The organism is Actinomadura craniellae (assembly GCF_003289645.1).
GTDB classification, from domain to species: domain Bacteria; phylum Actinomycetota; class Actinomycetes; order Streptosporangiales; family Streptosporangiaceae; genus Actinomadura_D; species Actinomadura_D craniellae.
Genome location: NZ_QLYX01000008.1, coordinates 43320 through 64240 on the forward strand (window position 1 = coordinate 43320; position 20921 = coordinate 64240).

The window sequence follows — 20921 nt, forward strand, 5'->3', positions numbered from 1 at the left end:
GTCACCCCCCGGTTCCTGCGGCGGCCTGGAGACCGGCCGCGGCGAGCATGTCGGCGGACGGCGACCCGTTGCCGGCGGCGTTGTCCCACCCGGCGCACGCCGCGGCCGCCATGGCGGCCAGTTGGGCGGTGAAGTACCCGACCGCTTCGAACTCCCCGCCCGGGTGGGCGTCCATCATGGCGCCGACCGTCGAGCCGACCAGCGCGCCGAACTCCTCATCGGTGGTGGCGGGGTCGCGGCGGGCGGTGATGAGGGCGACGGCTGCGGCGGCGGCCCGGTCGGCGACGTCAACCCCGTCCGGCGGGCGGGGCGCGGTCGGGCGGCGGCGCGGGGTCGGGCCTCGCTTGCGGCGGGGCATCAGAACTCACCCGACCTCGGGGTCTCCACGTACGGAACCCCTGGCACCCGGCCCATGAGGAAGTCGAGCTTCCCCGCGGCCATGGCTTCGGTGACCTCGTCGGGGCGCATCCCGGACACCGCGCTGTCGGTGAGCTGCCCGGGAGGCGCCGTCACCCGCGGCGGCGGGGAGGGGGCGGTGGTGAGGACGTCGGTCAGGCGGCCCGCGTGCAACGCCTGGGTGATCTGGGCGGGCGTCATCTGGGTGACGTGCTCATGCGTCAACTGCCCCTCGGCGGGGATGTCGGGGACGTGGCCGCCCATGAGGGCGACGAGCTCCCCGGCGTCGTGAGCCTGGGCGATCTGCGCGGGCGTGGCGGCCTTGAGCCATGCGTCGTCGCGCTGGGCGGGGTTCATTGGCCGAACGCCTCCCGCCGGGTGATCTCGACGAGCTCACCGGTCTTGATCTGTCGTTGCCATTGGTTCTCGTGGTGGCCCTCGGGGATCGCGGCGAGCTGCTCGGCACCGACCTGGAAGACCGAGCCACCCGAGCCGCGGAAATACCGGATGCCCGGGTCGATGTCGGGGGCGTGCCGGTCGAGCGTCCCAAGCGCCTCATAAAGGCGGGTGAGCTGCTCCTCCCGGACCCGGGGCCGCTCGACCTTCAGGGCGTCCATGAGGCGGGTCAGGAACCCGCCCGCGTCCACGCGGACGGGGACGCGGCGGCGGCCGGCGGCCAGGGCCCGCCCCTGCTCCTGGAAGGTGCCGGTGCCGGGGACGAGGCCGAGTTGCCCGTGTTCGGCGGGCGGCACCGGGAGGGGGTTGAGGTGGTCGGGGACGGACAGTTCCCTCATCCGCTGATACCAGCCGCGGGTGATGGCGTTGCGTTCGTTCACGGCCGTGGTGAACGCGTTGACGGCCTGCTCGACGTCGCGCAGCAGGCCGGTGAAGCGGGGACCGGAGGTGTCGGCGTAGGCGAGGATCTCGGCGCGGAGCTCATCGCAGGCGCGGAGCCGGTTCGCCCGGGCGGTCCTCTCCGCCCTGACCTGAGTGGCCTTCGCGCGCAGGCGGGCGAACCGGCCGAGTTGCTCGGCGTTCGCGATCTCCTCGGGGGTGATGTCCTCATCGCCGTCGACGACGCGCCGCTCAAGGGCGTCGACCAGGGCGGCGGCCTCGTCGGCTTCCTGCTCCGCCTGGGCGACGTCGGCGGGGGTGGCCGGGGCGGTGACCTCATCGGCGGCGAGGAGCGCGGCGACCTTCTCGGGGGTGTCGGCGACGACGGCGCGCGGCCGGGGCGGGGTGTCGCCCGGCGGGTCGGCGGGCGGGGTGGTGGTCTTCCCCATCGGGGTTCATCTCCTGTGCTTGAGCGACTCGGGGTCGATCAGCCAGGTGTTGCCGGCCCGCACCGCGCGGACCCGGCCGGCGGCCGCCCAGTACCGCAACGTCCGCGAGGGGAACCCGGACGAGGCGGCGAGCTGGGCGACCGTCACCATGGCCATCCCCTCGATGCTGTCCGGGGGGTCCTCGGTGTTGCCGCCGTCGGCAACGGGGGGCGGGTCGGTCGCCTCGTGCAACGCGCGGAGGAACTCGGCGATGCCGGGCGGGATGACCCCGCCGCCGCCCTCCCGCGCTTCCCGGGCCAGGGCGCGGACGAGGACGCGCAGCAGCGGGCCGACGAGGGCGGCCGGGACCACCACGGCGGGCGCCTCTTTTTGTGGTTCGACCGGTCGAACCGGCGCCGGGGAGCCCTCGTGTGGAGGGGCTGTTGACGTCCGAGCCGGGGCCGTCCGGGCGTCGCCCTTTTTTGGCGTTGTCACGCGACAACCGGGCGGCGGCTCTTCCGCGTGGGACCCCGTTGACCGGTCAAACGGCGCCACGGGCGCCTCCCGCGTGAGGGCCCTCCGTACGTGCGAACCGGTCGCGGTCGGGTCATGGCTTCGGGCCGCCGTCATCGGCCTTCTCCGGGCCGTCCAACGCCCCGGAGAGCCGTAGTTCCGGGGGTTGTAGGCCGCGGCGGGCGTACGTCTCGCGCAACTTCTCCTCGGCGCGGCGCAGGTGGGCGCGCATCCGCTCCCGCTGGGCTTTCGTCGCCGAACTGGCTTCTTCCGCGTCGGCGGCTAGGCGGTGCAGCAGCGTGGCGGCCTCGCCCGCGATCCGAACCCCGGCGGTGCGCGCGGCCGGGTCCTTGTCGCGGGCGAGGCGGGACAGGGCGCGGCGCAACCGGTCATCGGCCACACCGAGCTCCAACTTGCCCTCATAGCCGGAGCGGACCTTCTCGCGCCGCGGCGGGGTGTCGTTCACCGGGGGTTCCTCACATGCATGTGCGCCTGCGCGCGGCCAGGCGGACGACCGGTCGCGGGCGCGGTCGAATCGAGCTGGGGCGGGCGGTCGGCGGTCACGGGCGGTCTGGGGCGGCTGGGGTGGGAATGCCGATCTCTGTGGCGCAGTCGGGGCACAGCGCGAAGTGGAAGATGATCAGCCCGGCGGCGACTGCCCCGACGTGTAGTGCGGGGGTGGGGCGCGAGCATCGGTCGCAGGTGGTGTCGCCGGGCGCGGCTAGCAGGGTTGGGGCGCAGGTGTTGCAGGTGAGTCGTTCGGGTGCCCATGCGGCGGCGATGGCTGGTTGGGGGGCGCTGCCGAGATGGTTGAGGTGAGGGCAGACGTGGCCGGCCCCGGCGAAGAGCGCGGTGAGGAGCGCTTCGATCTGCTCCCGGATCCACGGGATGAGCGCGCCGTCGGTGAGGGCGCCACCGGGGATTTGGTCGGCTACGGCAGTGACGGTTGCTCGGGCGTGGCGGGTGGCTGCGCTGAGCTGGTCTGCGAGAGCGGTGGGGTTTGTCGGGGCCATGGCGGTGGTCCTTCCACAGGGTGGGCGTTGACTCTGAGTGACTGTTGGGGACGTTGGGGATGTTGGGGATGCGCCGCGCGGGACGTCGGCGGAGTGGTCGACACAAGGTGAGGGCGGGGGGATTTCTCTATACAGAGAGTAGTTTGATCTTGGTCTCTCTTATAGCTGCCATCGCCCCTACATCCCTCGCTAGCTGGGGTGTTGGGGATGTTCGGGCACCGATTGGGGATGCGTGGGGATGTCGTGGGGACGTCACCGGTTGTGACTTCGCCCGTCAATGCCGCAGACGAAGCGGGGAACGGGAACGCGAGGACATCCCCAACATCCCCAACATCCCCAATCGGGGTAACGGTGCAGGTCACACGGGTGCGCGGGCTGGGGATGTGGCGATATCCGACATCCCCAACATCCCCAACACCTGTGTGCGGCGCGTGACCGGTCATCGGGGGCCGTTCACGGCGTCGGGGTGCGCGACGAACAGGGCGTCGGGCAGCGGCCGGCCGTCCCCGGACGTGCGGGCGACGGTGGCCAGGTAGCCCCGGCGGGTCAGGTCGACCAGGACGTCACGGACGGCCTCAGCGCCTCCTGAGCGGACCCATTTGCGGCCCTTGAGTCCCTGGTAGACGTCGCGGATGGTGAACTCGGCACGGCCCTTACGGCGGATCCAGTCGAGCACGTTCTTACGCTCGCCGGCGGCGTCGCCCTGGTCGCCGTCCTGGTCGCCGTCTGCGGCTCCGAGGACGGCCAGGGCGTGAGGGATGGCCCATTCTCCGATCCGGATCGCGTCGGCCATCGTGTGCGCGCCGATCGGCTGCTCGGGGTCGGCGCCAGCGGCCAGGTGGAGCAGGGCGGCGATCCGGTAGGCGGCGCCTTCGAGCTTCTTGGTCCAGCCCTTGATGATGGCGAGGTCGCCGTCGTCGGGGTCGACGCGCCGTTCGAGGATGACGCGCCATTCGTAGTGCAGATCTTCGGCGGCCTCGCCGACCGTCATCGGTTCCGGCGGCTTGGGTTCCTGCTCCTCCTTGTCCCACGCGGTGCCGTCCGGCAGCAGCGCGTAGAACACCGTGCGCACGCATTCACGCCATGCGTGCGAGAGGTGCCCGGGGACTTTCGGGGGGCGTTTGTCGCGGCGGCCGGCCCGCGACTCGGGCAGCGCGACGAGGAACCGGTTGATGAACCCTCGGTCGACGAGTGCGGGTGAGGCGATGGCCTCCCGCATGATGGCGGGTTGGACGCACAGCGCCATGGACAGCGACGGCCGTTCGATCTCGAATGATTCACGGCCGATCCGGTCGACCCGGTAGGGCATGGCGGCGTCGAACGCGAGGAGGACGAGGTCGATGTTGGCGACGTTGCCTTTGGTGTACCGGCCGGCCAGCGTCCCGAGGAACCCGCCCTCGTCGGCGATCATCCCGATGTGGCTGCAGGTGCCGGTCATGATGCGGCCGAGTGATTCGGGGGTGGCGTCGCCGGCGAGGAGCTGGGGGCGCGGCGGCGGCCGGTTCTCCTCGATCTCCTTGTTGGTCACTTCCAAGTCGGCGGTGAGCTCGTCGCGGCGTTCCTTGGTTGGGGCGTCCGCGATCTTCGCAATCAGCCGGTCGCGGGTCTTCTGTGCGATTTCGTACCGGTCGCGTTTCTCGCCGAACTCGGCGTCGTACTCGGCGCGGAGCTCCCGCTCAAGGGCCAGCACGGGCGCGGCGATCGCGGAGACCAGCGGGGATTTGCCCTCCCCGGATTCGGCCATGGGCGCGACGTACAGATTCAGGGTCTTCTCGGTCCATTGCCCGGTGACGGTGGCGTACCCGCCCGCGATCACGGCCAGGGTGCCGAGGACGACGAGGGCGGCGATGTCGGCGCTGATCTGGTTGTACTCGGCGAGCGCGGCCACGTACTTGCCGAGGTCGCCGGGGAGTGCGTCGACGGGGAAGTCGGGCAGGGGCCCTTGCTCGTGGTCCTGGTCGTCGTCTCCCGGGGCGGGCCAGGGCAGCGCGGCGAGGGCGGCCCGGTCGGGGAAGACTCCGCGGATGATGTCGGCGTGCGGGGCGTGGGCGAGCGCGTGCCGCACGGTGGCCGCGGGCGGGACGGCCGGTGTTGGCACGCCGTCGGGGACGGCGGGCACGGCCGGCGGCGGGGGCGTCGGCTGCACGGCGGTGGGCGGCCAGAGCTGCAACCGGCGTTCCTCGTCGTTGGCTTTCAGCCACACCCGGTCGACTTCGGCGGCGAGGCGCGCTCCGTACTTGACCGCCCCGGGGTGGTGGCGGGCGCGGAGGATGCCGATGGTCTGCTCGCGCGTCCACCCGGCCCGGTAGCACGCCCAGACGGCCGCGGCGAAGTCGTCGGACCGGTTGCCGGTGTCCCTGCCGAGTGCCTGCTCGACGTCCGGACTCGGCAACGGCAGCGCCGTGGGGGCCGTCATCGTGGGCGCTGACGTCGGCGCGGCGGCGGGGAGGGGCGGCGCGATACCGAGCGCCTGGGTGAGGTCGTCAGGGGCCCATACTCGCGCCAGGTCGTGACCGGGCGGGATCATCCAGGGGACGGGGCTGGGCGGGCTGGTCTTGTGGTTGAGCGTCCCCGGTAGTCGGAGCACGTCGTTATCGGCGACCTTCGGGTCGGCGTTGCCCGATCGGGCCATGAGGCCACGGGCGAGCGCCTCCCGCACATCTTCGGGCACCTCCCGGTCGAGCTGCACATAGACGTGTGCGTGCCCGGGGCCGCCGGATCCGACGATGAGGGCGCCGAGATTGACGACGGCCGGGCCGTCGATGCCGTCGGCGTCGGCCCACACCACGGTGCGGTGAGCGGCGTTACCTCTTGCTCGCTTGTCGGTCTGCCGGAGCAGCGGGCAGACGTAGACGTCGACCGACCCGACCGCCAGTTCCGCCGCGACGTCCTTCAAGAGGAGGTTGCGCTCGTCCGGCCAGCGGTAAGCGGCCTCAGTCCAGTTGCCCCGGGGGAACTCGTACTTGCCGGCGGCGTTCCACCGTCCGTCGCGACCGAACGCCAGGGCCGCGAACCCTTCCCGCCGCTGCCACATCGTGTCGCAGTAGAGGGCGGCGGCTTCCTGGTCGAACACGAGGTCGTCGGTCACAGGCTCCCCTTCCACAGCCCGGCGTGGCGGCGGCAGATCTCTCCGAACGCCTCATCCCGGGCGGGGCAGTCGAGCTCGTGTTCGTGGACGACCCGGCCGCGGCGGGCGGCCCGGGTGCCGCCGCAGTCGCACCGGCCGGTGAGGGTGGCGCGGCGTCGCCGGTCGAACGCGGCCTTGACCTCGGGCGGGTAGTCGTCGCGCAACGCCGGGATGACCAGCAGCATCGGCCCGACCTGCCACGCCTCGAAGATGGGGCCGAGTGACTCGGCGAACTGGGGTGTTGCGGCGGCGGCCTGGTCGAGGGTGCGCTGTATGCGCGCGTTGGCTGCGGCCCGCTGCTGGCGGGCTCGACGGGCGCTCACTGCTGCCCCGGGGTGGGTTCGACCGATGTTGACGACCGGTCGCGACCGGTCGCGGTGGCGGGCATGATGGGAGGAGTCCCTTACGTGGTGGTTGGGGCGGGCATGAGGGCGGCGGGCGAGCTGGCGGGCTCGCCCGTTCGCATGTCCGGGGTCACTGGCCGGTGCCGTTCTGTTCGGCGTCGCGCTCCTGCTCCCATCGGATGAGTTCGGATTCGCGGTAGAGCACGCGCTTGCCGACTTTGAAGGACCGGGGGCCGGTGCCCGCGTGCCGCCAGTAGCGGACGGTGCCCGGGGCCGTCCGGTAGCGGGCGGCCACCTCGTTGGTGGTGAGGAACGGGTCTGCCTGCGGTTCGGTCGCGAGGGGTGTTCGAGAGTCGATCACGGCCATCCTCTTCCGGGATGCGTTGGTTATTCCCAGCAAGGATGATCGCCGCATGAGGCTAGTGTCAACCTCAACCGGTCTGTACCGTGTATTCCCGTGGAGAATAAACGCGAGCCAACGCAAGAGGGCGGGGGGCTGTGGGGAGACGGGGCGAGCCCAGAAGCGCAGCTAGGGGTCGTGCTCCGGGGGATGCGCACCGCCCGGGGGCTCTCACAAGAGGACGTCGCCCAGATGATGACGGCGGCCGGCTTCTCCTGGCGGCAGACGACCGTGGCCAAGACTGAGGCGGGGGCGAGGCCCGTCCGACTGAACGAGGCCGTAGCGCTCGCCTACTTCTTTGGCCTGACCGTCGACGACATGCTCGGCAACACGCCAGGGTCAGAGCACGTTTCCAAGGCGGAGTCCGCCTATCGGATCACCCAGTCGTTGACGGCGCACGCGGAGCTTCGCGCGGTCGAAGCGAAACGCCGCGCCGAACGGGCCGCGCAAGAACACGAGGAGAGCGTCGAACTCCTCCGCGACCTGGAGCGACGACGCGAGGCTGCCCGCCACGCCTTCCGCGAAGCCTGTGACCTTGAAGCCGCGGAGGAGGAAGCCGCCGAACTCAGATGGGGGCATGACTGATGGCCCGTGTGAAAGATCTGTGGTTCTCCGAGGTCTCCGACCCGGCTAACCCGAAGAAGAGGATCAAGCGGAAGACGAAGCGGCACCCGGACAACGGCGGTAGCAAGGACGCGAAGCGCTGGCTCGCGGTGTGGGTCGACCCGGACGGCAAGGAGAAGTCCAGGGCGTTCAAGAAGCAGGTCGACGCGAAGACGCACGCGGGCCGGATGGAAGCCGACGTCGACCGCGGGGAGTACATCGACCCGGACGCCGGCAAGAACCTGCTCGGGCCGCTCGGGCGCAAGTGGCTACGGCTGTGCGACGTCGGCGGGAACGCGTACCTCCGCTACGAGACCGCGCTCCGCCTGCACGTTGAACCGACGTTCGCTGAGCGGCGGGTGTCGGCGGTGCTGCCGTCGGAAGTCCTCGAATGGCAACGCGCGCTGAGCAAGGCGCGTGGGGAATCCACGGTGGAACTCGCACACTGGATCCTGCGGAGCATCTTCGACATGGCCGTCGCCGACGGGATGCGCAAGGACAACCCGGTCCGGTCCCCGATCGTCCCCGTCCCGCGCCGAGACACCAAGGAACGAGAGCCGTGGGACGTCGGCCAGGTGTGGACGGTCATCGACCACCACCCGGACCCCTACAGGGCGATCCCGATCGTGTCGGCCGGGTGCGGGGTCCGCCAGGGTGAGGCGTTCGGCCTGGCCGTCGACGACTTCGACTTCGACGCCGGGAAGGTCCACATCGGCCGGCAGCTCATCAGGGTCGGCAAGCGCATCGTGTTCAAGCTGCCCAAGGGCGGCAAGACCCGCGACGTCCCGCTGTCGCCGGGGGTCGCCGCGACGGCCCGCGCGCACATCGACGCCTACCCGCCGGTCCGGTGCTCCCTGCCGTGGATGGGCGAGGACGGCGAGGTCGACGACGAGCACACGGCCATGCTGCTGTTCGTGTGGCGTGGCGGGGAGTTCCTCCCGAACCACCAGCCGGCGGAGGGGGAGCCGCGGCGGCGCGGCCGGGGCGCGAAGATGCGGTCGGAGGGCCAGAACCTTCAGACGTCGTCGTTCAACGAGAAGGTGTGGAAACCGGCGATCGCGGCGGCCGGGATCATCGGCCCGGCGGTCAAGAACCAGTGGAGCGCCTACTCGTTCGAGGCGGCCCGCGAGCACGGCCCGCACGCTCTACGGCACTGGTTCTCAACGACGCTGCTCGATGCCGGGGTGCCGCTGAACGGGGTCATGGACTTCATGGGGCACAGCCGGAAGGGGCTGCCGGTCACGCTCGGGGTGTACGGGCACACGACCGAGGAGACTTTCGAGGCCGCGCGGAACGCGATCGACCGGTCTCTGTTCCGTCTCCGCGCCGTTCAAGATCAACACTCTGACGGAACAGTGGCGGAACAGGCGGGTACCGCGTGACCCTGCTCGCCCGTGCTGACCAGGTCAGGGGCGTGATCGGGCTCAGCTTTCGATCAGGGGGTATTTCAGGCCCATGTGGGACGGGCGGAAGCCGATCTTCTGGTAGAAGCGGATGGCGTTCGTGCGCTGGCGGTCGGCGGTGAGCTGGACGACCCGGCAGCCGCGGGCCCGGGCCTGCTCGATGGCCCAGTCGATCATGATTTGGCCGATGCCCCGGCCCCGGTGTTCGGGGGCCACCCGGATGCCCTCGATCTGCGCGCGCTCGCCGCCGGTGTGGCTGATGCTCGGGATGTAGGTGAGCTGGAAGGTGCCCGCGATGGCGCCGTCGATCTCGGCCACGATGATCGCGTTGTTGGCGTCCTTCTCGATGGCGTCGAACGCCTTCCAGTAGGCCTCCGGCAGGTCGGTGCCGGGTTCCTCGCGAGTGCTGCCGAGGGGGTCGTCGGCGAGCAGGCCGACGATCCCGGGTAGATCTTCACGCCGTGCTTCCCGGAAAGACACCTCTGGATCCCGCACACGGGTCAGGGTATCCCGGGCCTTCGGCGCGGTTTCAGGATGGCTTGTAGTACTACGGCTTGTAGTACTACAGTGAATCGTGGAACTCCCGCCACCCTTTCGGAGCATCCTCATGATCGATCACAACGACGACGAGCACTGGACCGACGACGCCGCATGCAGGGGCGTCGATCCCGAGTTGTTCTACCCGATCGGATACGCGGCCGAGGTGTTCAAGCACCAGGAAGCCCAGGCCAAGGCCGTCTGCGGCGGCTGCTCCGTCCGCGCCGAGTGCCTCGACTGGGCGCTGCGGGCCGGCGAGCCCGACGGCATCTGGGGCGGCACCACGCCGGAGGAACGCCGCTACCTCCGCCGCCGCATCGCCGCCGCCTGAGCGGCGGAGTGCGCGGAGCGGTCCGTGAGGGACGAGCGGCCCGCGGAGCGCGCGACGAGGCGAAGGCGATAACCGACACAGCCTGACCGGGTTCGATCACCGGTCGGGCTGATCCTTTATTGAGATCCGTTCCGAACGAGCATGATTTACGGCACTCTGGGCAGCACTGATTCGTTTGTCCTAACGGCATCCGAGGCGAGTGCGACGGTGGCGGCATGAACGATTCGAGGGTCCCTGACACCCGTCTCAGCGAGGGGCTGGTCACCCAGGCCGGCCGGGCGGTCTCGGCGGCCTTCACGATCGGTGTGCTGATCGTGGTCATGTGGGGGCTGGAGTTCGCCGACTACATGATGAGCGGTGAACTGGACCACTACGGCATCCAGGCCCGCAACGTTGACGACCTGCCGCAGATCTTCAGCGCGCCGTTCCTGCACGGCGGCTTCGGGCACCTGATGGCGAACACGGTGCCGTTCGCCGTGCTCGGCTTCCTGGCCGCGGTGCGCGGGTTCGCCAAGTTCGTGGCGGCCAACCTGCTCATCATCGTGGTGGGCGGGCTGGGCATCTGGTTCATCGCCCCGCCCGGCAGCGAGACGCTCGGCGCGAGCATCCTGGTGTTCGGCTACTTCGGCTACCTGGTGGGCCGCGGCCTCTTCGAACGGCACCTCGCCGACATCGCGATCGCGCTCGTGGTCGTCGTGCTGTACGGCACCACCATGCTGCTCGGCCTGGTCCCCGGCGATCAGGGCATCTCCTGGCAGGGTCACCTGTTCGGACTGGTCGGCGGCATCGTCGCCGCCTGGGTGCTGCGCCGCCGCCGGGGCTGAACACGACATTCCCCGCATGACCGGCTGGCCGGTCTGTTCGCCCTGGTCAGGCGAGTTTCGCGAACATTGCTTCGGGTAGTGCAAGCCCTGCTCGCGGACATATCACTGGCAAATATCCCAATTCAGCAGATGTGGATTCTCGTCCACCTCTGCTTGCAGGCCCTGGGGTTACCGGGCCGTGGCGGTGGGTCGGGATCGGGATCCCATTTGCCCGCGCAGCCAAGGGGGAGATCGTGGAACGTAAGGTGCAGATGGCCCTGGCCGTCGGCGCGGGCTACTGCCTGGGCCGGACCCGCAAGCTGCGGTGGGCGCTCGCCCTCGCCGGGGTCGGAGCGTCGTCCCGCAAACTGCCCAAGGGCCCGGCCGGGGAGCTGGTCGCGCAGGGAACGCAACTGCTCGGCTCCTCGCCGGAGCTGAAGGCGCTCGCCGAGAACGTCCGGGGCAGCCTGTCCGAGGCGGGCCGGGCCGCGGCCGTCGCCGCGGTGAACAACCAGATGGACGCGCTGAGCACGAAGCTGCGCGAGCGCGCCGAGGCCATGAGCCGCCCGGCCGGGCCGGAGAAGACGGCCGCCGGGAAGGAGACCGGCGACAAGCCCGCCCGGACACGGGAGGAACGGCCGAAACCGCGGGGCCGCGGCAACCTGCACGCCGCCGAGGAACCCGCCGAGGAACCGCGGAAGGTGCGGAAGCCCGCCGCCACGGGTACCAAGGCTGCCGGCAGGACCAAGGCCGCTGACAGGACCAAGACCGCTGCCAAGTCCAAGGCCGCAGGCAGGACCAAGGCCGCTGCCAAGACCAAGGCCGCTGACAGCGTCAAGGAAGCGTCCGCTCTAGGGAAGCGGGGGTGAGCCATGGTGAAGCAAGCGATTACCGGAAAGCTGGAGGACGTCGCACAGAAGACCCCGGTGGGGGGACTCACCGACGAGCTGCACACCGACCGGCTGGTGGGAGAAGCCCAGAACCTCGTCGGCGTCCTGGGGAAGCGGGCGCTGTCGTCCGTGGCCGACAAGGTCGAATCGGCCACCGACCGGCTGACGGACTACGCCGAGGGGGGCGGTGGCTCGGGCCTGATGTCCGCGCTGACCGGAGCCGTGGCCCAGGGCGGTGACGGCGGCCCCTCGCTGAAGCAGAAGATGGGCGGCAAGCTGCTGGGCGCCGGCTTCGGCGCGGCCAAGAACCTGGTCAAGGGCATGTTCGGCGGCAAGCTCGGCGGCGGTGGGCGCAAGGGCGGCAAGCTGAAGGTCACCAACATCATCGAGACGATCGACGTCGGTGCTCCGCTGCGGCTGACCTACGATCAGTGGACCCTGTTCCAGGAGTTCCCGAGCTTCATGAAGAAGGTCGAGAACGTCAACCAGGAGTCCGACGAGAAGCTCGCCTGGCAGGCGCAGGTCTTCTGGTCGCACCGCCGGTGGGACGCGACGATCATCGAGCAGATCCCGGACACCCGGATCGTGTGGCGCTCCACCGGGGCCAAGGGGCACGTCGACGGGGCCGTGACGTTCCACGAGCTCGCTCCCGAGCTCACCCGCATCGTGCTGGTCCTGGAGTACCACCCCAAGGGACTCTTCGAGCACACCGGCAACATCTGGCGGGCCCAGGGCCGGCGGGCGCGGCTGGAACTCAAGCACTTCCGGCGGCACGTGATGGTCAACTCCCTCCTGAAGCAGGACGAGGTCGAGGGCTGGCGCGGTGAGATCCGCGACAGCAAGGTCGTCAAGGATCAAGAGACCGCGATGCGTGAGGAGCGTGAGGCCGCCGAAGAGGGGGCCGAGGGACGCGAGCCCGCGGCCGAAGAGGAGGAGGCCGAGGGGCGCGAGGCCGCCGCTGAGGAGGAAGGCGCCGCCGAGGAGGAAGCCGGGGAGCGCGAGCCCGCGGCCGAGGAGGAGGCCGAGGGGCGCGAGCCCGCCGCTGAGGAGGAAGGCGCCGCCGAGGAGGAGGAAGCTGGGGAGCGCGAGCCCGCGGCCGAAGAGGAAGCCGCTCCCGAGGAGGAGGCCGAGGAGCGGGAGGCCCCGCGCAGGCGGGCGCCCCGCCGGGTCGCCCGGCGCACCACCCGCAGTACGACCACCACGACCACGACGGGGCCCCGGCGCACCCGGCGGACCAGGGGGGCCGAGGAATGACGGTCGTCCAGCCGGGCGGGGGCGGGGGGTCGTCCTCCGGCGGGCTCGCCGACGTCATCGACACGATCCTGGACAAGGGCCTCGTCATCGACGCCTACGTCAGCGTCTCCCTGCTCGGGATCCAGTTGCTGACCATCGACGCCCGCATCGTCGTGGCCAGCGTCGACACCTACCTGCAGTTCGCGGAGGCCACCAACCGGCTGGACCTCGCCGAGAAGGAGAAGCCGGGGGTGCCGGACCTGGTGGGCGGCATCCTGAGCAGCGTCACGGGCGGCGGCGGGAAGGAACGGGAACTTCCGGAGGGCGCCGGAGAAGAGGCGCTGGCGGCCGGTGACGAGCAGGTGCTGGAAGCCGCGCCGGAGCCGGACGAGGCCGAACAGCCGGCGGTCCGTCGCCGCAACCGTTCCCGGGAGGGATGAGATGCCGACTTCCGAGCAACCGGCCGCCTGCTACGTGTACGGCATCGTCCCGGCGGACGTCGAGCTGACTTCCGACGCGCGCGGCCTCGCCGACCGCCCGGTGGACGTGGTGCGGCAGGGCGACGTCGCCGCCCTGGTGAGCGAGGTCGACCCGGTGGTCCCGCTCGGCCGGCCGGCGGACCTGATGGCGCACCAGCGCCTGCTGGACGACGCCGCCCGCGACGTCCCCGTGCTGCCCATGCGGTTCGGCGCGGTCATGACGGACGCGCGGGCGGTGGTCCGCGAGCTGCTGGCTCCCAACGAGGCCGGGTTCCGCGCCGCCCTCGCCGAACTGGAGGGGCGGGTCGAGTACGTGGTGCGGGGCCGCTACGTCGAGCGCGCCGTCCTGACGGAGGTGGTCGGGGAGAACGCGGCGGCGGCCCGGTTGCGCGAGCAGATCCGGGGCAGGGGCGAGAAGGAGGCCTACGAGGCCCGGGTCCGGCTGGGGGAACTGCTCTACCGAGCGGTCGAGGCCAAGCGCGAGACCGACACCGGCCGGTTGATCGAGACCGTGTCCCCGTACTGCGTGCTGAGCGCCGTGCGCGAGCCGACGCACCACCTGGACGCCGCACACGTCGCCTTCCTGGTGGACTCCGCCCGGCGCTCCGAGTTCGAGGACGCGGTGGGCAAGGTCGGCCGGGAGTGGGAGGAGCGGGCGGACCTGCGCCTGCAGGGCCCGATCGCCCCGTACGACTTCGTCCTCACACCGGGAGGCTGACATGGGACTGCTGACCATGATCGTGGCGCTGCCGGCGCTGCCGGTACTGGGCGTGGTCAGGATCGGGGAGCTGCTGCAGGAGCAGGCCGAACGGGAGCTGCGGGGCCCGGCGGCGCTCCGCCGCGAGCTGGAGAAGGTGGAACAGGAGAGAGCGGCCGGCCTGATCTCCGCGGAAGAGGAGGCCCGGGCGACGGAGGAGATCCTCGGCCGCGCGTTTCCGGCCCGCTAGGGCCACGGCCGCACAGCGAAAGGGGGACCTGTGCCCGCCGACGAAGAAGAAAGCAAGGAGTACGAGAACGGCCTCTCGGTGATGGACGCCGCCAAGGCCGGATCCCGGCAGATCGCCGAGATCACGTCGAAGACCCCGGAAGGGGTCACCTCCGTGGAGCCCACGGAGGACGGCTGGCTCGTCGAGGTGGAGATGCTCGAAGACGGACGTATCCCCTCGGCATCGGACATTCTCGCCAGCTACGAGATCGAACTCGACCTGGACGGGTCGCTGGTGGCGTACCGCAGAACCCAGCGCTACTCGCGCGGGCGCGGCAAGGAGGTCTCGTGACGTACGCGCGTTCATCGCAGGGCCCGATCGTCCCGACCTACGGACATCAGCCGGCGAACCTCGGCGACATCCTGGAACGGGTCCTGGACAAGGGGATCGTGATCGCGGGCGACATCCGCGTCAACCTGCTCGACATCGAACTGCTGACCATCAAGCTGCGGCTGCTGATCGTCTCCGTGGAGACCGCCCGCGAGCTGGGGATCGACTGGTGGCAGCAGGACCCGTGGCTGAGCGGGAAACAGCACCGGCTGGAGGAGGAGAACCGGCGCCTCCGCCACCGGCTCGCCGCGCTGGAGGACGGCGCGCGCCCGGCCGCGGCCGAGGAGGACGACGAACGGAAGGAACGGCTCTGGGCGGGGCGGGCGAGTGACTGACTCCGGAACCTACCTGTACGCCATCGCCCAGGAAACGGGCGAGGCCCTGCCGGACGGCCTGACCGGCGTCGCCGGAACCCCCGTCCGGACGATCGCGCACGCGGGGCTGGCCGGCTACGTCGGCACGGTGCCGCTGGCCGAGTTCGGCGAGGACGCGCTGGCCCGCAACCTGGAGGACCTCGCCTGGCTGGAGGCGACCGCCCGCGCCCACCACCAGGTGGTCGACGTCGTGGCCCGGCTCGCCCCCACGGCGCCCGTCCGGCTGGTGACCGTCTACGCGGGCGACGGCCAGGTGCGCGAGCTGCTGGAGCGGCGGCTCGCGGAGTTCTCCGCGACGCTCGACTCGGTGGCCGGACGGCAGGAGTGGGGGGTGAAGGTGTACGTGGACCCGCAGACCGTGGCCCGGCCCGCCGCCGGCCCGGGCACGGCGGCCGACCGGTCCGGGGCCGCCTACCTGCGCCGCCGCCGGGCCGGCATGCGCGACCGCGACGACGCCCTGCGCCGCGCGACCGCGCACGGGGACCGGGTCGACGCCGCCCTGTCGGCCGTCGCGGTGGAGAGCCGGCGGCACCGCGCCCAGGACCCGAGACTGTCCGGCCGGGACGAGTGGATGGTGCTCAACGGCGCCTACCTCGTCGACGCCGAGCGGGGCGACGAGTTCGCGACCGCCGTCGCCGCGCTGCGCGGGCCGGAGGTCGGCATCGAGCTCACCGGACCGTGGGCGCCGTACTCCTTCACCGTCCTGGAGTCCGAGGGGGTTCCGCCGTGACGGTCGAACCGTCGCGGGGGCACCGCCTGGCGGAGACGACCGACCTGCCGGTCGAGCGGGCGACGCTCGTGGACCTGCTCGACCGGTTGCTGGGCGGCGGGGTCGTGCTGCACGGGGACCTGGTCCTGGCCATCGCCGACGTCGACCTCGTCCGGATCTCGCTGCGGGTGCTGATCTCCTCGGTGGACGATTACGGCGTTCCGGGGACGGTCCGCCATGGCTGAGCCTGGGCCGTGCCGGCGGATCGAGACGGACGCCGAGAACGTCGAGCGCGACCTGACCCGGCTGGTGCTCACCGTCGTCGAACTCGTCCGCCAGCTCGTGGAACGCCAGTGCATCCGCCGGTTCGACCGGGGCGACCTGACCGACGAGCAGATCGAGGCGGTGGGCACCACGCTGATGCGCCTGGAGGAGGCCATGGCCGAGCTGTGCGAGCGCTTCGACCTGTCGCCGAGCGACCTCAACCTCGACCTCGGCCCGCTCGGCACCCTGCTGCCCACGGACTGAATGCTCGGAGGGGGCCGTTCCGCCCGCGCCTCGCTCGTTCGCTGCGCGGCCGCCCGTCCCGCACGGCCGCGTCGCGCACTCCCTCGGCTCGGACGGGCCGCGCGGGAGGTCAGAGGGAGCGGGTGCCGCCGTCAGGGTCCCGGTAGGCCCGCCGGACCTCACCGTGCAGCGCCTGCCGGACCCGCTCGGCCATGTCCCCGACCTGCTCGGTGTCATGCGATCCCAGCGAGGAGGGCACCTCGGCCACGACGAGGTCGGTCTGGCGGGCGATCTGCGCGCGCTGCTCGTCGTCCCGGGCGGCGACCGCGACGTCGCGCAGCATCCGCAGCAACGCGATCAGTACCGTGGGTTCCCGCCGGCCGTACCGGCGCACCTGCCCGCAGGCCAGTTCGAGGTAGTACGCCAGGCCGCGGTCGGGCAACTCGACCCGGCCCGCGCCGTCCTCGTACACGGCGCCGCCGAGCCATCGGCCGGTGAGCCGCACGAGGAGGTCGGCCGTGTGCCCGATGGAGTGGGCCGCGGTGACGGGATCGTTGATGCCTGGGGACAGCGCTTTGACCGCGATGTCGGTGAGCTGGCGGAACCCGTATGCGATGTCCTGCTCGGCGGCGCGTTCGTAGCCCAGCCGGATGCTCTCCTGGACGGCCGCCTCGATCGCGGGAAGGTCGAGCGGCCGGTCCGCGCGGCTCCAGACGGAGGCCACGGGAGTGCCGCGGACGACGTGGTCGCCGGGGTGCACCCCGACGCCGATCAGGGCATCGGTGGTGCGGGCCGCGCGCAGCAGCGGGCCGACGTCGATGATCCTGACGAAGCCGCTGGAGCCGGCGGGCACGCTTCTGCCACCGGAGCGCGTCCCGTCCGCCGGCCGGGAGGGCGGGTCGTCGTACGCCGGCCGGAGCGTCCGGATCGCGTGGGCGGTCTCGTCGTGGACCATGCGCATCATCGTGTCCACCCGCAGCAGCCGCGCCACGTGCGTGATGAGGGCGAGGACGGCCGCCAGCTCGGCCAGGCCCAGCAGCGAGGCGATGAACAGCGCCAGGTCGGGGACGGGCCGGCCGGCTTCGAGGTACCGCAGCACCGTGATGGTGTACACGAAGGTGCTGACCAGTACGCACAGGACGGCTTTGATCACCCGGTCCCGGGTGAATTCCCGCAGCAGGCGCGGTGAGAACTGCTGCGAGGCCAGTTGCAGCGTGACGACGGTCAGCGAGAAGGCCAGGCCGGTGACGGTGATGACCGAGGAGGCCAGCGCCTCCAGCAGGGACTTGGCCGCGTTGGTGTCACCGGGCCAGCGCAGCCAGGCCAGCGGGTGCGAGGGGAACAGGCTCACCCGGACCGTCAGCAGCCCGCAGCCGAGGGCCACCAGGCTGCCGATCGCGGGCCACAGCCACAGCGGGCCGCGGGAACGCTCGGCCTGGGGCCGGCGCGGGGTGAACGGGCGCACAGGTGCCGGTACCCCCGGCGTGGCCTTCTAGGCTAGGCGGGTCGCACGATGACTTCGGAGATCACGGCGTCGCGGGGGGTTTCCAGCGCGTCGACCACCACCCGGGCCACGGTCGCCGGGGCGATGTAGTCGGCCGGGTCGTAGTCCAGCCCCTCCTGGGCGCGGGTTTTGCGCTGCATCTCGGTGGCGGTGCGTCCCGGGTACACACTGGTCACCCGCAGGTCGGGCTCTTCGGCGCGCAGCGCGTCGGCCAGCGCCTTCAGGCCCTGCTTGCTGGCGGCGTACGCCGACCAGCCCGGGTGGGCCCGCAGCCCCGCCCCGGAGTTGACGAAGACGACCTGGCCGCGGGCGTCGCGCAGCGCGGGCAGCAGCAGGCGGGTCAGCTCGGCCGCGGCCACCAGGTTGACCATGAGCTGGTCGATCCAGTGGTCGGCGTCCTGCTCGGCCACCCGGCCCAGGTCGATCACACCCGCGCTGTGCACGACGCCGTCGATCCGCCCGGGCAGGTCGGCCTCGGCCAGCGCCGCCTCCATCCGCCGCGGCTCGGTCAGGTCGAGCACCACGGGGTACACCGTCGCCCGGCCGCCCCCGCTCGTCGCTCCGGAGGGGTCGATGACCAGCGTCCGGGCGTGCGCTCCGCCGAGTTCCCTGGCCAGGGAGCCCAGCCGCTCGGCGGACCGGCCGAGCACCACCAGGTCGTGCCCGCGTTCGGCCAGCAGGCCGGCCGTCGCCCGCCCGATCCCGCCTGTGGCCCCGGTGATGACGAAAGTCCCCATGCGGGTCATTCTCCCCGATCCGGATCTCTCGCGCGGGAGAACGTTCGTCAGGTGCCGAAATCCGCTGAGATCCTTTCAGTTCGGCCGCAGCACGCGGGTCATGCCGGCGATCAGGGCGGTGGCCAGGACCCAGCCGGCGGCGATCAGGGCGTAGGCCAGCCACTGGGTCCAGCCCAGCGGATCCCACAGCTCGCGCTGGCCGAAGGTGGGGATCGGGATCAGGTGGTCGAGGGTGTAGATGAACGCGTTGTAGTGCGGGCGCTCGGCCGGCGGCTTGAGCGGGCGCGGGCGCTCCGCAGAGAAGACCGTCGTGCCGGCGGCGAGCAGCAGCGCGAACCACATGAACGCCCGCCAGGGGCGGTAGCCGTAGCCGACGGTGAGGTCGAGGAGCCGGCTCCAGACGCGGCCGGGAGGCCGGAGCATGGGGCGGCGGGCGCGCAGCTTGGCGAGCTGGGCGCGGCGGGCCAGGTCCTCGTGGCCGGTGCCGCGGTACCAGGTGGCGAGCTGCTCGTACGGCTGGGGGTGGAAACCGTCGATGTCCCGGGCCACCCACTCCAGCCAGCGCGGCGGCGGGGCGGCCCGCAGCGACTCGTACACCAGCCCGTTGAGGTACAGCTCGGCGGCCCACGACTCGGGCGGGTCGAGCAGGACGCCGAGCCGGGAGTGCGCCAGGGAGACCGGTTCCCGGGGCGGCTCGGCGAGGGCGAGGATCAGCTCGTCGACCTGCATGTGGCTCAGTTGCAGGGCGAGCCGCCGGCCGGGGGCGCGGACGATCGCCTGGTCGAAGGACAGGGTGCCGTTGACCCGGGCGCCGCGCAGCCGGACGGTGCCCTCGGCGGTGAACCCGCGGCTCAGCTCGCAGGCGTCATCGACCACGAGGTTCTGCCCGTCCAGCGCCATCCGGCCCGGGTTGCGCAGGGTGGCGCCCACCATGAACAGGCCGCCGTTCATCCGGGCGCCGACCAGCCGGACCCCGCCGGTGATCTCGGCGTCGCGGAAGAACGCCCCGGCGTCGACCTGTAGGGCGCCGGAGAACAGCCCCCACTTCTGCGGATCGGTCTCGGTGATCCTGGTGTCGTTCATCCGCAGGCCGTCGGAGATCTGCGCCCGCGGCAGCCGCACCTCGCCGTCGATCACCGACCCGGACATGCTGAGGTAGCCGTCGGCGCGCAGCCCGCCGCCGTCGAAGCCGGGCATCCGGCAGGCGGCGAACCTGAGGTGCCGGGTCTGCGCGTTGGCGAACATCGGCGCCTCGGCCAGGTGGCAGAACTCCAGCCGGAACTCGCAGTCGACCGTCCCGCCCATGACGTCGATCCGTCCGGTGAGGTACGCGCCGCGCAGCCGGATCGCCGGGACGTGCCCGGGGCGCCGCTCGACGGCGCCGAGCAGCAGCCGGCAGACGACCTCGGCGCGGACGGTCCGCCCGGGCGCCGGCTCGGCGGGCAGGTCGGGGCCGAGCTCGACCATGGCGCCGGTTGGGTAGGCGTCCCACAGCCGCCGCTCGGGCTCGGTCAGCTCCAGGTCGAGCACGCGGCCATCACCTCACGGGAGAAAGGGAGAGGCCGGGGAGGGCGCCGCCCTCCCCGGCCTCCGGTGCGGCTTAGAAGAAGCCGCGGCGCCGGGCGGCCTGCTGGAGGAAACCCTCCAGCTGCTGCTCCCAGTTGGTGTTCTGGGCGCTGGCGTAGTCGACGGTGAAGCGGGCGAACGAGTCGTGCCCCTCGGTGAAGACACCGCGCTTGTCGAGCTCCAGCACGACCTCCATGGAGGTCGGGTAGGAGACGAAGGTGACTTCGAGCTGCTTGATGCCGCTGGCGTACTGCGGCGCCGGGTAGAACTCGATCTCCTGGTAGAAGGGCAGCTCCTGGTGGACGCCCCAGATGCGGCCCTTCTCGCAGTCGGCGTTGCGGAACCGGAAGCCGAGGTTGGCGAAGGCGGCCAGGATGCGCTCCTGGGCGGGCAGCGGGTGGACCGCGATGGGGTCGAGGTCGCCCGGGTCGAGCGCCCGCGCCACCTCGAGCTCGGTGGACACGCCCACGGTGGTGCCGCGCAGCGGCTGGCCGTACATGTGGGTGAGCGGGGCCTCCCACGGGACGTGGAACTGGAAGGGCAGGCTGTGCCGCATGCCGGGCTGCAACTGGAAGGCCCCCGTCAGGCGGACCTTCGAGTACTCCAGGTCGGTGTGGTACTCGTTGTCGCCGGACTCGACCTCCACCCGGCTCTTCAGCGCGAGGTTGACGCTGATGATGTCGGAGACGTGGTCGCCGCCGAGCAGGTTCACCTCGCCGGTGATGGTCCCCCCGGGCGTGGTGTTGGGGTTGTGCAGGATCGTCTCGACCGAAGGGCCCCCGACGCCCAACGCCTGCTTCAGCTTCTTGAAAACCAATGTTCCTCCCGTACTGCGGGCGCGGCGCGCGCCTTCGTTCTTTAGTCGCGGCTGACG

At 71.6% G+C, this 20921-nt stretch carries 28 protein-coding genes; 14 read left to right on the top strand and 14 right to left on the bottom strand.

All coding sequences use genetic code 11. From position 1 onward, the window contains the following. Position 1: 1 nt before the first annotated feature. The 9 genes from DPM19_RS18160 to DPM19_RS18200 form a co-directional block, all read right to left on the bottom strand. Positions 2-358 (bottom strand): hypothetical protein, encoded by a 357-nt coding sequence (locus tag DPM19_RS18160; RefSeq protein ID WP_111869142.1) that lies wholly within the window; start codon positions 356-358, stop codon positions 2-4. Continuing rightward, positions 358-753, bottom strand: coding sequence for a hypothetical protein (locus tag DPM19_RS18165; RefSeq protein WP_111869143.1), 396 nt, complete (start codon positions 751-753; stop codon positions 358-360). The genes DPM19_RS18160 and DPM19_RS18165 overlap by 1 nt, the downstream gene beginning before the upstream one ends. Next, entirely contained in the window at positions 750-1679 is a 930-nt protein-coding gene (locus tag DPM19_RS18170; protein WP_111869144.1) for a hypothetical protein, read from the bottom strand. Before DPM19_RS18170 ends, DPM19_RS18165 begins: the two co-directional genes overlap by 4 nt. Before the next feature lie 6 nt (positions 1680-1685). Continuing rightward, positions 1686-2033, bottom strand: a complete 348-nt coding sequence (locus tag DPM19_RS18175) for a MerR family transcriptional regulator (RefSeq protein ID WP_111869145.1) — start codon at positions 2031-2033, stop codon at positions 1686-1688. Positions 2034-2265: 232 nt separating this feature from the next. After that, positions 2266-2637 (bottom strand): hypothetical protein, encoded by a 372-nt coding sequence (locus tag DPM19_RS18180; RefSeq protein WP_111869146.1) that lies wholly within the window; start codon positions 2635-2637, stop codon positions 2266-2268. 94 nt (positions 2638-2731) lie between these two features. After that, complete coding sequence (locus DPM19_RS18185; RefSeq protein WP_111869147.1) at positions 2732-3184, bottom strand: hypothetical protein; 453 nt, start codon at positions 3182-3184, stop codon at positions 2732-2734. A gap of 439 nt (positions 3185-3623) precedes the next feature. Next, complete coding sequence (locus tag DPM19_RS18190) at positions 3624-6272, bottom strand: YfjI family protein (protein WP_111869148.1); 2649 nt, start codon at positions 6270-6272, stop codon at positions 3624-3626. Further along, positions 6269-6634: a hypothetical protein gene (locus DPM19_RS18195; protein WP_111869149.1), complete on the bottom strand. Its 366-nt coding sequence runs from the start codon at positions 6632-6634 to the stop codon at positions 6269-6271. The genes DPM19_RS18190 and DPM19_RS18195 overlap by 4 nt, the downstream gene beginning before the upstream one ends. Before the next feature lie 151 nt (positions 6635-6785). Then, a complete protein-coding gene (locus DPM19_RS18200) occupies positions 6786-7016 on the bottom strand; it encodes a helix-turn-helix transcriptional regulator (RefSeq protein WP_233510380.1) in 231 nt (76 codons plus the stop codon). Positions 7017-7193: 177 nt separating this feature from the next. On the opposite strand from DPM19_RS18200, the gene DPM19_RS18205 reads away from it, so the two are divergent. Together DPM19_RS18205 and DPM19_RS18210 are read left to right on the top strand one after the other, a co-directional pair. Then, a complete protein-coding gene (locus DPM19_RS18205) occupies positions 7194-7640 on the top strand; it encodes a helix-turn-helix transcriptional regulator (RefSeq protein WP_111869151.1) in 447 nt (148 codons plus the stop codon). Next, positions 7640-9040 carry a tyrosine-type recombinase/integrase gene (locus tag DPM19_RS18210; protein ID WP_111869152.1) on the top strand — a complete coding sequence of 467 codons (1401 nt, stop codon included), beginning with the start codon at positions 7640-7642 and terminating at the stop codon, positions 9038-9040. Before DPM19_RS18205 ends, DPM19_RS18210 begins: the two co-directional genes overlap by 1 nt. A gap of 42 nt (positions 9041-9082) precedes the next feature. Here DPM19_RS18210 and DPM19_RS18215 read toward each other — a convergent pair whose 3' ends face one another. Beyond that, the gene (locus DPM19_RS18215; protein ID WP_111869153.1) at positions 9083-9541 is read right to left on the bottom strand and encodes a GNAT family N-acetyltransferase; all 459 of its coding nucleotides are present in this window, start codon (positions 9539-9541) and stop codon (positions 9083-9085) included. 127 nt (positions 9542-9668) lie between these two features. Here DPM19_RS18215 and DPM19_RS18220 point away from each other — a divergent pair, with 127 nt between their 5' ends. The 12 genes from DPM19_RS18220 to DPM19_RS18275 all read left to right on the top strand — a co-directional run bounded on the left by DPM19_RS18220 (position 9669) and on the right by DPM19_RS18275 (position 16261). Further along, positions 9669-9929, top strand: coding sequence for a WhiB family transcriptional regulator (locus tag DPM19_RS18220; RefSeq protein ID WP_111869154.1), 261 nt, complete (start codon positions 9669-9671; stop codon positions 9927-9929). A gap of 215 nt (positions 9930-10144) precedes the next feature. Then, on the top strand, positions 10145-10753 hold the full coding sequence (locus tag DPM19_RS18225) for a rhomboid family intramembrane serine protease (protein WP_111869155.1): 609 nt from the start codon (positions 10145-10147) through the stop codon (positions 10751-10753). A 233-nt stretch (positions 10754-10986) separates the two neighbouring features. Continuing rightward, positions 10987-11601 carry a hypothetical protein gene (locus DPM19_RS18230; RefSeq protein ID WP_146778907.1) on the top strand — a complete coding sequence of 205 codons (615 nt, stop codon included), beginning with the start codon at positions 10987-10989 and terminating at the stop codon, positions 11599-11601. Between the two features lie 3 nt (positions 11602-11604). Next, on the top strand, positions 11605-12876 hold the full coding sequence (locus DPM19_RS18235) for an SRPBCC family protein (RefSeq protein WP_111869157.1): 1272 nt from the start codon (positions 11605-11607) through the stop codon (positions 12874-12876). Beyond that, positions 12873-13295 carry a gas vesicle protein GvpJ gene (gene gvpJ / locus DPM19_RS37110; protein WP_111869158.1) on the top strand — a complete coding sequence of 141 codons (423 nt, stop codon included), beginning with the start codon at positions 12873-12875 and terminating at the stop codon, positions 13293-13295. Before DPM19_RS18235 ends, gvpJ begins: the two co-directional genes overlap by 4 nt. A gap of 1 nt (position 13296) precedes the next feature. After that, on the top strand, positions 13297-14052 hold the full coding sequence (locus tag DPM19_RS18245; protein WP_111869159.1) for a GvpL/GvpF family gas vesicle protein: 756 nt from the start codon (positions 13297-13299) through the stop codon (positions 14050-14052). Between the two features lies 1 nt (position 14053). Next, entirely contained in the window at positions 14054-14281 is a 228-nt protein-coding gene (locus DPM19_RS18250) for a gas vesicle protein GvpG (protein ID WP_111869160.1), read from the top strand. Between the two features lie 30 nt (positions 14282-14311). Further along, positions 14312-14611 carry a gas vesicle protein GvpO gene (locus tag DPM19_RS18255; RefSeq protein WP_233510398.1) on the top strand — a complete coding sequence of 100 codons (300 nt, stop codon included), beginning with the start codon at positions 14312-14314 and terminating at the stop codon, positions 14609-14611. Then, positions 14608-14985 carry a gas vesicle protein gene (locus DPM19_RS18260; RefSeq protein WP_111869161.1) on the top strand — a complete coding sequence of 126 codons (378 nt, stop codon included), beginning with the start codon at positions 14608-14610 and terminating at the stop codon, positions 14983-14985. Before DPM19_RS18255 ends, DPM19_RS18260 begins: the two co-directional genes overlap by 4 nt. Then, a complete protein-coding gene (locus tag DPM19_RS18265) occupies positions 14978-15754 on the top strand; it encodes a GvpL/GvpF family gas vesicle protein (RefSeq protein ID WP_111869162.1) in 777 nt (258 codons plus the stop codon). The genes DPM19_RS18260 and DPM19_RS18265 overlap by 8 nt, the downstream gene beginning before the upstream one ends. Next, on the top strand, positions 15751-15978 hold the full coding sequence (locus DPM19_RS18270; RefSeq protein WP_199485159.1) for a gas vesicle protein: 228 nt from the start codon (positions 15751-15753) through the stop codon (positions 15976-15978). Before DPM19_RS18265 ends, DPM19_RS18270 begins: the two co-directional genes overlap by 4 nt. After that, complete coding sequence (locus DPM19_RS18275) at positions 15971-16261, top strand: gas vesicle protein K (protein ID WP_111869163.1); 291 nt, start codon at positions 15971-15973, stop codon at positions 16259-16261. Before DPM19_RS18270 ends, DPM19_RS18275 begins: the two co-directional genes overlap by 8 nt. Before the next feature lie 109 nt (positions 16262-16370). On the opposite strand, the gene DPM19_RS18280 is transcribed toward DPM19_RS18275, so the two are convergent. The 4 genes from DPM19_RS18280 to DPM19_RS18295 all read right to left on the bottom strand — a co-directional run bounded on the left by DPM19_RS18280 (position 16371) and on the right by DPM19_RS18295 (position 20864). Then, positions 16371-17705 carry a DUF2254 domain-containing protein gene (locus tag DPM19_RS18280; protein WP_111869164.1) on the bottom strand — a complete coding sequence of 445 codons (1335 nt, stop codon included), beginning with the start codon at positions 17703-17705 and terminating at the stop codon, positions 16371-16373. Between the two features lie 32 nt (positions 17706-17737). Next, the gene (locus DPM19_RS18285) at positions 17738-18481 is read right to left on the bottom strand and encodes an SDR family oxidoreductase (RefSeq protein ID WP_111869367.1); all 744 of its coding nucleotides are present in this window, start codon (positions 18479-18481) and stop codon (positions 17738-17740) included. A 75-nt stretch (positions 18482-18556) separates the two neighbouring features. Then, complete coding sequence (locus DPM19_RS18290; protein WP_233510408.1) at positions 18557-20011, bottom strand: hypothetical protein; 1455 nt, start codon at positions 20009-20011, stop codon at positions 18557-18559. Positions 20012-20081: 70 nt separating this feature from the next. After that, on the bottom strand, positions 20082-20864 hold the full coding sequence (locus DPM19_RS18295) for a sporulation protein (protein ID WP_111869165.1): 783 nt from the start codon (positions 20862-20864) through the stop codon (positions 20082-20084). Between the last annotated feature and the right edge of the window lie 57 nt (positions 20865-20921).